Raw genomic sequence first — 12,743 nt, 5'->3', positions numbered from 1 at the left:
ACGTTTCTTCACCTCCATTAATCAATACGAATACGTGGATCAACGATGCTTAGAATAATATCGGAAAGAAGAGTCCCGAGTAGCGTTGCGAATCCAGTAAATAATACAAGAGCAGTTACGACACTGAAATCACGTTGAGTGATAGATTGGAAAAATAGTTGTCCAATTCCTGGATAGCCGAAAATATTTTCTAGAATAATAGAGCCTCCAACTAAACCTGTAATTTCATATCCTAAAAATGCTGCAATTGGTAAAAATGAATTTCTTAAAATATGTCTGGAATATACTTTAGATTCTGGTACACCTTTTGCTTTTACTGTGCGTACAAAATCTTTATGTTTCGTATCGATAATTTCACTTCGTAAATATTGTACAGTTCCTACAGTCCCAATTAATGCCCCAGATAAAGCTGGTAAAATCATATGATTGAATTTACTTAAATAGTAATCAAATGATCCTGTTGCAACTTGTGGATCAACGCTACCACTCGTAGGGAAAATTGGATATAAAAAGCCGAATAAGAATAACATTACTAACCCGAAAATAAATAGTGGTGTACCGAATCCTAAAAAGTTATAGAGCGTAATGAGTCGATCAGCCCACGTATCATTCCAACGTCCACTTATAACTCCAAGTGGAATAGCAATTAAGTAAGTAAGAATAAGAATAAGAAGAGCTAACAGTATGGTATTGCCAAGACGTTCCCCGATAATATCTGTTACTTTTATTTTATGTGCGTAAGAAATACCGAAATCCCCTTGTACAGCATTTGAAATCCACCTTACATATTGAGTGGGAATAGGATCGTTTAAACCTAGTTTTTCACGTTGTTCTTCGAGCACTTTTGGATCGGCTTTTGGGTTTGCTAGTTCAGCGCCACTTAATGCATCACCTGGCATTGCCTTAGCCAGTGTAAAGACGAGTACGCTTAATATGAATAATTGCGGTATCATAACTAAAACCCGGCGTAATATAAATTTCCACATATTTTATCACTCCCTTAAGGTAATGCCACCCGGTGTGTTGGCGAGATTGGTTTTAAATCGTAAGCACGACCATTTTCATTGAAATAACTTTCGTATGATTTCTCATACTCAACGCTTACCTCACGACGCAATTTACGTTGTTGCTCGCGGTTTTCTGGACGAATATCAGGAATAGCTGATATTAGGCGCTTCGTATAGATGTGCTGTGGATTATTATAAATTTCAGCACTAGTTGCTTCTTCCACAATGCGTCCGCGATACATAACACCGATACGGTCACACATATGGCGAACTACACCTAAATCATGACTAATAAATAGGTATGTTAGTCCGAGTTCAGATTGTAAATCTTGCAAGAAGTTTAAAACTTGAGCTTGTACCGACACGTCAAGCGCGGATACAGGTTCATCTGCGATAATAAGCTTCGGTTTTAGTGTAAGTGCGCGTGCAATACCAATCCGCTGTCTTTGTCCACCGGAAAATTCATGTGGGTATTTATACATAGACTCAGGATTTAATCCAACTTTATCAAGATAATCTTGAACAGCTCTACGCTCTTCATCAGGTGAGAGTTTCTCAAAATTTCGAAGTGGTTCAGCGATAATATCCATAACACGTTTCTTCGGGTTTAAGGATGAATAAGGATCTTGAAAAATCATCTGAATATCTTTTCGTTGTTCTCTTAGTTCTGAGCGACTTAATTTTGTTAAATCTCTATTATTAAAATGAATGCTACCGCCTGTCGCTTTTGTTAAGTGCATAATTGCTTTTCCAGTTGTTGATTTGCCGCTCCCAGATTCCCCAACGATTCCGTATGTTTCGCCAGGTTGTAGTTCGAAGCTTACGCCATCAACAGCACGAACGTAATCTAATGTACGGCCGAAAACACCACCTTTAATTGGAAAGTGTACTTTTAAATCTTCTACTTTAAGCAGTGCCATGAGTTACGTCATCTCCTTTCTTATGTTGGAAGTTGAAATGTTTGTAGCAAGTGCAACGTACCCAATGGTCTTGTTTTACTTCATGTAAAACGGGATTTTCTTCATGTTGATCAGGTCTAATCCATGGAATCCGTGCTTGGAATCGACAACCTGTGCGAGGTAACTTAGCTAATGTCGGTACAACGCCTTGAATAACATGTAATTTTTCTTTTTCAGCAGATGCAGACGGGATTGAATTTAATAAGGAACGAGTATATGGATGAAGAGGGTTATTAAAAATCTCTTCGACTGTTCCTGTTTCTACAACTTGTCCTGCATACATAACGACGATACGATCAGCGGTTTCGGCCACGACGCTTAAATCGTGTGTAATTAAGATGATGCCCATTTTCGTTTGTTCTTGAATGGAACGTAATAAATCTAAAATTTGCGCTTGAATGGTTACGTCAAGTGCAGTTGTTGGCTCATCTGCAATAATGAGCCCTGGCTTACAAGCAATTGCAATTGCGATAACAATTCTTTGTCTCATTCCGCCAGATAATTCGTGTGGGTATTGTTTATATGTAAGTTCTGGTTTTGGAATACCAACTTGATGGAGTAGTTCTAAGGTGCGTTCTTTCTTTTCAACTTTTGAAAGTCTTGTGTGGTAGTCTAAGTTTTCTTCGATTTGTTTTCCAACTGTCATAAGAGGATCGAGTGCTGTAAGAGGTTCTTGGAAAATCATTCCGATATTTGAACCGCGTACTTTATTTATTTCGGCGGTTGACATGCTAAGTAAGTCCTTATCTCTATAGTAAAGCTGCCCTTGTAATTTTGTATTTGCTTCATTATGCAGTCGCATAATGGAAAGGGCAAGTGCACTTTTTCCGCATCCTGACTCACCAACGATAGCAACAATTTCATTTTCATGAACAGTTAAGGATACATCATCAACTGCTGCATGATACTGATCTTGTATACGAAAGGAAGTTTGCAAGTTTTCAATACGAAGAAGTGGATTCTTCATGGCTATCCCTCCATCTTTTCTGAAAAGACTAAATATTTTGTATGTTGTTATTTTAATATAAATTGACAATGTTTGACAAGGATAAGTTGAAAAAATATTCAAAAATCTTTTTATATAAAAGTGGAATGCAGTTGTATTAGGTGTTGAAGTTATTTGGAAGCGCTAACATATATATGAGAGGAAAATGAATCTTTTGTAAGAAAAAAGATTTATATGTAGAAAAAAGAGAGGCATTCTGGAAAGAATGGTCTCTCTTTTTTTGATAAGTATAATATTTGTACTTAAGCTTGCTTTTGTTTTGTTGACCCTGTATTTAAAGTAAGGGCAAGGAAGAACATTGCAAGTATGCAAGATGCAAGTAATAAGATGAATCCGCCATCCCATCCGAATGCATCTACGATAAAGCCCATAGCGGCACTAGCGAAAGCAGCTCCGCCTAAGTAACCGAAGAATCCAGTTAAGCCTGCTGCAGTTCCAGCAGCTTTCTTTGGTGCTAAGTCTAGAGCGTGTAGACCAATTAACATAACCGGTCCGTAAATTAAAAATCCAATTGCGACAAGTGCGATACTATCAACCATTGGATTACCAGGAGGGTTTAACCAGTAAACAAGAACTGCGATAAATACACCAACCATAAATAAAATACCAGCAGGTGCACGACGTCCTTTAAATAGTTTATCACTCATCCATCCGCAAAGAAGTGTACCTGGAATACCAGCCCATTCATATAGAGCGTAAGCAGTACGTGAGCTACTATGAGTAAAGCTTTTTTCTTCTACTAAATAAGTAGGAGCCCAGTCTACAACGCCGTAACGTACGAAATATACGAAAACGTTCGCAATAGCGATGTACCATAAAAACTTATTGTTTAGTACGTATTTAAATAAAATTTCTTTTGCCGAAAGTTCGCGTTCGCGATCTTTTATTTTCTCATCTGGTGGATATTCTCCAGTATGCTCTTCAATAGAAGGTAGTCCACAAGATTGAGGCGTATCTTTCATCGTAATTAATACATAAATACCAACTAAAATTGAAAGAATACCTGGGAAGTAAAAAATACTTTTCCAGTCATCTGCGAAGAAGTATAAGCCTAATGTTACAAGAGAAGGCATAAGCGCGCCGCCGACATTATGAGCGACGTTCCAAATAGACATTTTTGTACCACGTTCGCTAATAGAGAACCAGTGAACCATCGTACGGCCACAAGGAGGCCAGCCCATACCTTGTACCCATCCATTTAAAAACTGAAGTACAAACATAAGTATAATGCTCGTTGTAATGAAAGAAAATGAGCCGAAAATAATATTAATGATACCTGATAAAAATAGCCCAGCTGCTAAAAAGTAGCGAGGATTACAACGATCGGATACGATACCCATCAAGAATTTACTTAATCCGTAAGCGATAGATACTGCTGAAAGGATAACCCCAAGTTCCCCTTTACTAAAGCCTTGCTCGATTAAGTATGGCATTGCTAGTGAAAAGTTTTTTCGAACAAAGTAGTAGCCTGCATAACCGATGAAGATACCTAAGAATACTTGTAAACGTAATTTACGGTATTCGCTATCAACGCGATCAGCTGGTAAGCGTTCCGCGTGGGGCGCAGGTTTAAATAATTGTGTGAAAAACATAAAATGAAAATCCTCCCCTAATTAATTCGAAGCGTTTTAAGACAGAGAATATAAAAAGGCCATGAAATATAAAAAAGTTTCCTTTTTTATGATTCATAGCCGTGTACTCCGTTTCTCCGTGACTGTCAATATTAACTTCGTCGAAAATTATACAACTTTGTGACAAAAATGTAAACGTTTTTATGAATAAAAGTATTGACGGATTTTGTTCGCGGGATTAATATTTAAATACGTTAAATATTTTATTGTTTAAATAAGGGGTGGATAACATGCCAAATGATATGACGCATATCGATAAAATTCAAGCTCTTGCCTTTTCGATTGGAAAGAAAATGCAGACGGAGTTATTAGAACAAATGCAAGCAACAGGACTTACACCACCGCAGTTTTATATTTTAAAGATTTTAGATCATTATGGGGCTTCAAGAGCGACAACATTAGCAAAAAAGATGTATGTGAAGCCTAGCGCGATTACAGTGATGATTGATCGTCTAATCGATCAAGAACTTGTAGAACGCTATCACGACAAAGATGACCGTCGTGTTGTCATCATCGAGTTAACAAAAAAGGGGAAAGCTAGAGTAGAAGAGGCAATGACAGCTCGCAACGAGCATATTGCAAAATACTTTTCACATTTAGAGTTGCAAGAAAGAGAAGATTTATTACGTCTCTTTGAGAAGTTAGAAACCATTATTTGCGGGACACAAGAGAAAAAAGAGAATAACTAAGAGGAATTGAGGAGATTACATGGAGCAACAAGAAAATCAAAATAGAAAGTTGTTGTTAATCGGTTTAGTAATCGCGATGCTATTTGCTGCATTAGATGGAACAATTGTTGGTACAGCAATGCCACGTATCGTCGGTGACCTAGGCGGATTAAGTTTAATGACATGGTTAACGACAGCTTATATGTTAACATCAACGACAGTTGTACCAATTGCAGGTAAATTAGCGGATTTACTTGGTCGTCGTAACGTATATATAACAGGGCTAGTTATTTTCATGATTGGTTCGGCGTTATGTGGTATGGCGAATGGTATGACAGAATTAATTATTTTTCGTGGTATTCAAGGTCTTGGTGGCGGTATTATGATGCCAATGGCTATGATTATTATTGGAGATATGTTCACGGGAAAAGAACGTGCGAAATGGCAAGGTATTTTTGGTGCGTTATACGGTCTTGCTTCTGTAATTGGACCGCAAGTTGGTGGTTGGATTGTAGATGCAGTGAACTGGAGATGGGTATTCTACATTAACTTACCGGTTGGTATTTTAGCAACAATCTTTATTGCAATGGGATTAAAATCACATAAACAAACAGGACCAATTAAAATTGATATCGCTGGAATCTTTACGATGATTCTAGGTGTTGTAAGTTTATTACTTGCGCTAACGTTTGGTGGAAAAGATTATGCATGGGATTCTTGGCAAATTATCGGTTTATTCGCACTAGCTGTAATTGGTATCGTTAGCTTTGTTATTGTTGAAACGAAAGCTGAAGAGCCGATTTTACCAATGCATTTCTTTAAAAATCGCACATTTACAATACTGAATGCGATTGGATTCTTTATGAGTATTGGAATGTTCGGCGCGATTATGTTCGTACCATTCTTCATGCAAGGTATTGTAGGAGTAAGTGCTGCTGAATCAGGAACAATTATGACTCCAATGATGATTACAATGATTGTAATGAGTATTATCGGTGGGCAACTTGTATTAAAAGTTGGTGTAAAACCACAAATTATCGCAGGTATGCTTATTATGGCCGGTGGTTTCTGGTTATTAACAACGATGGATATGCACACAACGAAGCTTACAGCTACTTCTTATATGATGGTTATCGGTTTAGGAATGGGTCTTGTAATGCCAACATTAACATTAGCGTTACAAGAAAGCTTCCCGAAAAAAGACCTTGGTGTCGTAACGTCATCAAGTCAGTTCTTCCGTCAAATTGGTGGAACATTTGGTATTACAATTTTAGGATCAATTATGAATAACACTTCAGGTACAACGTTAACAAATAAATTAGTACCTGTATTAGATACATTCCCGAAAGAAGCGGGACAAATGGTAACGAAATTTAAAGATATGATTCACACAGATCCACAAGGTTTATATTCGATGCTATTTAGCCCAGAGGCATTAAAACAAATGCCAGAAGCGTTTGCTAACAGCATTGTACCTATTTTGAAAAACTCTTTAGTAGACTCGCTTCATACTGTATTCTTAACAGGATTAGTATTTATCGTAGTAGGTGCCATCTTTACGATTTTCTTACAAAAAATTAAACTATCAGATCGTAAAAAAGATGCTGAAGAGCCTGCTGTTGAAGAAAAAGAAAAAACTGTATCATACTCGTAATGAAGAAGCATCGCCTTATAGCGGTGCTTTTTTGAGTATAACCTTAAAAGCTTTTTAGTGAGAAATGATTGACGTATTTTTAGAAATACGTTATATTATTTTCTGTAAACGGTTACATGAAATGAGGAGAAAAGAGAATGAGTACGATTAAAGACGTTGCGAAATTAGCGGGAGTATCTGTTGCGACCGTTTCCAGAGTTCTAAATAAAAATGGATATGTTCATGAAGATACATTAAAAAAGGTAGAGCGTGCAATAGAGATGTTAGATTATAAGCCTAGTACAGTAGCGCGTTCACTGTATAATAAAAAGTCTCGTTTAATTGGCTTAGTTGTTCCGAATATCGTGAATCCGTTCTTTCCAGAAGTTGCACGTGCCGTAGAAGATGTAGCACATAAACAAGGTTACACAGTTGTTCTTTGTAACTCTGATGAAAGTTTAGAAAAAGAGAAACAATACATTGATGTACTTAGACAAAATAATGTAGATGGATTTATTGTAGCAACGAATCCACAAAATAGTGTTAATTACATGAATTTATCTGTTCCGGTTGTTGCGATTGACCGTATGTTTAATGAGCGTATTCCTACTGTATATGCAGATAACTATGCAGGAAGTCAGGCTGCGACAAAGTTGTTACTAGATAAAGGATGTAAACATATTGCACATATTCGCGGACCACGTGATGTGAGTACTGCAAATGAACGTTTTGAAGGTTTTGTAGACGTTATTACGCAAAATAATCTTTCGTATATGATTGCGGAGAGTACGTTTGAGCCAGCAAATAGTGAGCGTGTAGCGATGGAATTATTAGAAGAATACCCGCATATTGATGGTATTGTTGCTGGGAATGATTTAATTGCGATTGGTATTGTAAAGGCTGCACTTCAAAAGGGGATTGCCATTCCAGATGATTTACAAATTATCGGATTTGATGGAATTTCTTTAACAGAAATGATGTATCCATCTATTACAACAGTTGCACAACCGATATATGAAATGGGGAAAATTGCAACAGAGTTGTTGTTAGAGCAAATGGAAGGAAATACATTAGAAGAGAAACACTATCGTTTGCCGATTGAAATTATAGAACGAAATACAACGAAGTAAGGAGATGAAACAGATGCCAAATATTGCAGTAGTAGGAAGCATTTCAATGGACTTAGTGGCTGTTTCAAAAAAACGGCCGAAAGCAGGAGAAACAGTAATTGGTGAAGCGTTTCATACAATCCCAGGAGGGAAAGGGGCAAACCAAGCAGTTGCTGCAGCTAGGTTAGGAGCAAATGTAGCAATGGTTGGAGCGGTAGGAAATGATGATTATGGAACAGTAGTTAGAAAAAATTTAGAGAACGAACGCATTTTTATCGATTATGTGGTACCGGTTACAGATAGAACGACAGGAATTGCTCATATCGTTTTAGCAGAAGAAGATAACAGTATCGTTGTCGTACAAGGGGCAAATGCTCTTGTAAATAAGTCAGTTGTAGATCGCTCCAAAGACCTTCTTGTAAAAGCGGATATGGTTGTTCTTCAACTAGAAATTCCACTTGAAACAGTAAAATATGTATTGGCTATTTGTGAGGAATATAATATTCCTGTTATGTTGAATCCAGCGCCAGCACAAGTTTTATCAGAAGAAATTTTAGAAAAAGCAACTTATATTACGCCAAATGAACATGAGTGCCGCATTGTATTAGATGATTTTACATCACCAATTGAAGATTTATTGGCGAAGTATCCAAATAAATTATTGATGACAGAAGGTTCTAACGGTGTTCGTTTCCATAATGGCACAGAGATTGTACATGTTCCTAGCATTGCTGTTGATGTAGTGGATACAACTGGAGCTGGTGATACATTTAATGGTGCGTTAGCAGTTGCACTTTCTGAAGGAGAGACACTTCAAAAAGCAATTCGTTTCGCGAATATTGCCGGTGGTCTTTCTGTAACGAAACTTGGAGCACAGGGCGGTATGCCAACGAGAGATCGAGTACGTGAAGTGCAGGTGATTGTTGGATGAAAAAGCATGGTGTATTAAACAGTGAAATCGCGGCAGTCCTTGCTTCACTTGGGCATACAGATACGGTTGTAATTGCTGATTGCGGGTTACCGATTCCGGATGGAGTAAAACGAATTGATTTAGCTGTTGAGATTGGAAAACCGAGTTTTTTAGAGGTGTTACAAGTTGTAGCTGATGATATGGCAATCGAAAAAGTGACGTTAGCAGAAGAAGTCATTATAAATAATGCGGAAGTAAATAAAGAGATCGAGCAAAAATTAATAGAGCCAGCATTTGAGTATGTATCTCATGAACAATTTAAAGAGCATACAAAGAAAGCGAAGGCGATTATTCGTACAGGCGAGGCTACGCCTTATGCAAATGTAATTTTACATGCAGGCGTGATTTTTTAATAAAGGGAAGTGATGGGAATGCATATTGAAATGAAAAACATTTCAAAGGCGTTCAATGGCAATCCTGTTTTGAAGAATGCACAGTTTATGATTGAAACAGGAGAAGTCCATGCATTGATGGGGGAAAATGGAGCGGGTAAATCAACGCTCATGAAGATTTTAACAGGTGTATACAAAAAAGATGATGGGACAATCACGATTGATGGGCAAGAGCGCACCTTTAAAAATGCGAAAGAAGCTGAAGAGTACGGCATCGCATTTATACATCAAGAACTAAACATATTGCCGAATTTAACAGTAGCTGAAAATATGTTTCTTGGTAAAGAGTTAATGTATGGGAAAACAGGTATTTTACGCACTCGACAAATGAACGCGATTGCGCAGCAGCAACTAGCAGAGCTAGGATTGCATGTAAGAGGTGCTATGTTAGCAGAGGAACTATCGGTTGGACAACAGCAAATTATCGAAATTGCGAAAGCGTTAATGACAAACGCGAGCGTTATTATTATGGATGAACCTACTGCGGCACTGACGGATCGTGAAATCGAAACGCTCTTTACAGTAATCAATAAGTTACGTAAAGAAGGTGTTTCATTCGTGTACATTTCGCATCGTATGGAAGAGATTTTCTCAATATGTGATGCCATTACGATTTTGCGTGATGGAGAATACGTTGGAAAGAGATTAATTCCAGAAACATCATTTGATGAAGTAGTGAGTATGATGGTGGGGCGCAGCATTGGTGAACGTTACCCAGAGCGAAATAGTCAAATTGGTGATGTCATTTTTGAAATGCGTAACGGAACGAAGAAAGGGAAATTTGAAAATGTTTCGTTTCAAGTGAGGAAAGGTGAAATCCTTGGTGTAGCTGGTTTGATGGGGGCTGGTCGCACTGATATTATGAAAGCGATATTTGGTTATGAACCTTTAGATTCTGGACAAATTTTTATAAATGGACAAGAAGTAAAGATTGATAGTCCGATAGATGCAATTAGACAAAGAATTGCTTTCATTACAGAAGATAGAAAGTCTGAAGGATTAGTGTTAGATTTTTCAATTCGAGAAAATTTAGCTTTACCGAATTTAGAAAGTCTTTCAAAGGGAAGTGTTCTAAGCAACGAGCTAGAACAACAGTTTACAGAGGATATGATGAAGCTTCTTAATGTGAAAGCATCTAGCGGAGAGCAGGCAGTGAAATCTCTTTCTGGTGGAAATCAGCAAAAGATTGTAATCGCAAAATGGCTAGGCATTCATCCGCAATTACTCATTTTAGATGAGCCAACAAGAGGTGTCGATGTTGGAGCGAAAAAAGAAATTTACTCTATCATGAATAAGCTTACTGAGCAAGGCGATGCCGTTATTATGGTATCATCTGAGCTTCCGGAAGTTTTAGGAATGAGTGATCGAGTTCTTGTTATTCATGAAGGAAAAGTCGGCGGCATTTTAGGGAAAGATGAGGCATCACAAGAGTCTATTATGGCACTAGCTACAGGGGGAGAGTAAGGATGGCTAAGAAGGGGAATGTATTACAACAACTCGGTTCTTTAATCGGTTTAGTATTAATTATCGTCGTAATTACAGTTTTAAATCCAGCGTTCATTGAAATTCCAAATTTATTTAATATACTGCGTCAAGTATCGATTAATGCGCTTATTGCATTCGGAATGACCTTCGTAATTTTAACAGGGGGTATTGACTTATCGGTAGGTTCTATTTTAGCATTATCAAGTGCACTTGTTGCTGGAATGATGGCAAGTGGCATGGATCCGTTCCTTGCAATGGCAGTTGGACTATTAGCAGGTCTTGTAATGGGGATTGTAAACGGTATCATCATTGCGAAAGGAAAAGTAGCTCCATTTATTGCAACTTTAGCAACAATGACTATTTTTCGTGGGTTGACGCTTGTTTATATGGACGGACGTCCGATCACTGGTCTTGGTGATCATTTAATGTTCCAAATGTTTGGCCGCGGTTATTTTCTTGGTATTCCGGTACCAGCTGTTACAATGATGATCGCTTTCGCAGTACTGTACTTCATTTTGAAGAAAACGACATTTGGCCGTCGTACATTTGCAATTGGTGGAAATGAAGAAGCAGCAGCACTATCAGGTATTAATGTTACGAGAATTAAAGTAATGATTTACGGTCTTTCCGGAATTTTGGCAGCGCTTGCAGGTATTGTCTTAACATCACGACTAGATTCTGCACAGCCGACTGCAGGTACTTCTTACGAATTAGATGCAATTGCAGCAGTTGTATTAGGTGGAACAAGTCTTTCTGGGGGAAGAGGATGGATTGTTGGTACATTCATCGGTGTACTAATTATCGGTGTACTAAATAACGGTTTAAATTTATTAGGTGTATCTTCTTTCTTCCAACAAGTTGTAAAAGGACTTGTAATCTTACTAGCTGTATTAATTGATCGCCGAAAAGAAGCGTAATGGAGGGACAGTTCATGAAGAAATGGTTACTTATACTCGTTGCATGTATTATGGTCATTACTGCTGGTTGTTCAATGGAACCACCAGAATGGGCAAAGGATTCTAGCGATAAAGGTCGAAATAAAACTATTAAAGTTGGATTCTCTGTTTCAACTTTAAATAATCCCTTCTTTGTAACTTTGAAAAAGGGTGCAGAAAAGAAAGCGAAAGATAGCGGCATCGAATTGATTGCTGTTGATGCGCAAAATGATGCAGCGAAGCAAACGAACGATGTTGAAGATTTAATTCAAAAGGGTGTCGATGTAGTTGTTATTAATCCGACCGATTCAGATGCTGTTGCTTCAGCGGTAAGTGCGGCAAATGCAGCAAATGTTCCTGTTATTACAGTAGACCGCGTTGCGAATTCAGGTAAGGTTGTTTCTCACATTGCATCTAATAATATCGAAGGTGGTCAAATGGCTAGTGATTACATTCGTGAATTAGTCGGCGAAGGAGCAAACGTTGCTGAGTTAGAAGGAATCCCTGGATCGTCTGCTGCTCGTGAACGTGGGAAAGGATTCCATAACGTAGCCGATAAGTCTTTAAAAGTAGTTGCCAAACAAGCGGCTGATTTTGATAGAGCGAAAGGATTATCTGTTATGGAAAACATTTTGCAAGCAAATGGTGATATTAAAGCCGTGTTTGCGCATAACGACGAGATGGCATTAGGTGCACTTGAAGCATTGAAGTCTGCTGGAAAAACAGATGTAGTAGTTGTTGGATTTGATGCAACAGAAGATGCTGTGAAAGCGGTTAACGATGGGCGTATGGCTGCAACAGTCGCTCAAAAACCGGAATTAATCGGAGAGAAGGCGATGCAAACAGCAAAAGAGATAACACAAGGTAAAAAAGTGGACAAATCTATTCCGATTGAATTAGAGCTTATTAAGAAAAATAAATAAATATAAAATGAAAATTAGGAAGGAA

General features: G+C 37.9%; 12 protein-coding genes. 8 read left to right on the top strand and 4 right to left on the bottom strand.

Annotated elements, in window-relative coordinates; all coding sequences use genetic code 11:
• Positions 1-17: 17 nt before the first annotated feature.
• The 4 genes from opp4B to glpT form a co-directional block, all read right to left on the bottom strand.
• Complete coding sequence (opp4B, locus tag OXT04_RS23885) at positions 18-986, bottom strand: oligopeptide ABC transporter permease (protein ID WP_000265452.1); 969 nt, start codon at positions 984-986, stop codon at positions 18-20.
• A 14-nt stretch (positions 987-1,000) separates the two neighbouring features.
• Positions 1,001-1,927, bottom strand: a complete 927-nt coding sequence (locus tag OXT04_RS23880; RefSeq protein ID WP_001196381.1) for an ABC transporter ATP-binding protein — start codon at positions 1,925-1,927, stop codon at positions 1,001-1,003.
• On the bottom strand, positions 1,914-2,933 hold the full coding sequence (locus OXT04_RS23875) for an ABC transporter ATP-binding protein (RefSeq protein WP_267418074.1): 1,020 nt from the start codon (positions 2,931-2,933) through the stop codon (positions 1,914-1,916). The genes OXT04_RS23880 and OXT04_RS23875 overlap by 14 nt, the downstream gene beginning before the upstream one ends.
• A gap of 281 nt (positions 2,934-3,214) precedes the next feature.
• Positions 3,215-4,564, bottom strand: coding sequence for a glycerol-3-phosphate transporter (gene glpT / locus OXT04_RS23870; RefSeq protein WP_000466382.1), 1,350 nt, complete (start codon positions 4,562-4,564; stop codon positions 3,215-3,217).
• A gap of 269 nt (positions 4,565-4,833) precedes the next feature.
• On the opposite strand from glpT, the gene OXT04_RS23865 reads away from it, so the two are divergent.
• From OXT04_RS23865 to rbsB, 8 genes are all read left to right on the top strand, one after another.
• Positions 4,834-5,292: a MarR family winged helix-turn-helix transcriptional regulator gene (locus OXT04_RS23865; RefSeq protein ID WP_001132365.1), complete on the top strand. Its 459-nt coding sequence runs from the start codon at positions 4,834-4,836 to the stop codon at positions 5,290-5,292.
• A 19-nt stretch (positions 5,293-5,311) separates the two neighbouring features.
• On the top strand, positions 5,312-6,925 hold the full coding sequence (locus OXT04_RS23860; protein WP_000437647.1) for an MDR family MFS transporter: 1,614 nt from the start codon (positions 5,312-5,314) through the stop codon (positions 6,923-6,925).
• Between the two features lie 137 nt (positions 6,926-7,062).
• Complete coding sequence (gene rbsR, locus OXT04_RS23855; RefSeq protein ID WP_000104051.1) at positions 7,063-8,034, top strand: ribose operon transcriptional repressor RbsR; 972 nt, start codon at positions 7,063-7,065, stop codon at positions 8,032-8,034.
• A 13-nt stretch (positions 8,035-8,047) separates the two neighbouring features.
• Positions 8,048-8,944, top strand: a complete 897-nt coding sequence (rbsK, locus tag OXT04_RS23850) for a ribokinase (RefSeq protein ID WP_267418067.1) — start codon at positions 8,048-8,050, stop codon at positions 8,942-8,944.
• A complete protein-coding gene (gene rbsD / locus OXT04_RS23845) occupies positions 8,941-9,336 on the top strand; it encodes a D-ribose pyranase (RefSeq protein ID WP_000716151.1) in 396 nt (131 codons plus the stop codon). The genes rbsK and rbsD overlap by 4 nt, the downstream gene beginning before the upstream one ends.
• An 18-nt stretch (positions 9,337-9,354) precedes the next feature.
• Complete coding sequence (rbsA, locus tag OXT04_RS23840) at positions 9,355-10,839, top strand: ribose ABC transporter ATP-binding protein RbsA (RefSeq protein WP_002094284.1); 1,485 nt, start codon at positions 9,355-9,357, stop codon at positions 10,837-10,839.
• A gap of 2 nt (positions 10,840-10,841) precedes the next feature.
• Positions 10,842-11,777, top strand: a complete 936-nt coding sequence (locus tag OXT04_RS23835; RefSeq protein ID WP_001074649.1) for an ABC transporter permease subunit — start codon at positions 10,842-10,844, stop codon at positions 11,775-11,777.
• A gap of 14 nt (positions 11,778-11,791) precedes the next feature.
• On the top strand, positions 11,792-12,718 hold the full coding sequence (gene rbsB / locus OXT04_RS23830) for a ribose ABC transporter substrate-binding protein RbsB (protein WP_000758975.1): 927 nt from the start codon (positions 11,792-11,794) through the stop codon (positions 12,716-12,718).
• The last annotated feature ends 25 nt before the right edge of the window (positions 12,719-12,743 follow it).

This window comes from Bacillus sp. GC_Bacil_1, assembly GCF_026540675.1.
GTDB lineage: Bacteria > Bacillota > Bacilli > Bacillales > Bacillaceae_G > Bacillus_A > Bacillus_A cereus.
The sequence above is the reverse complement of the archived record's forward strand: the minus strand, read 5'-3'. Positions and strand labels throughout refer to the sequence as shown.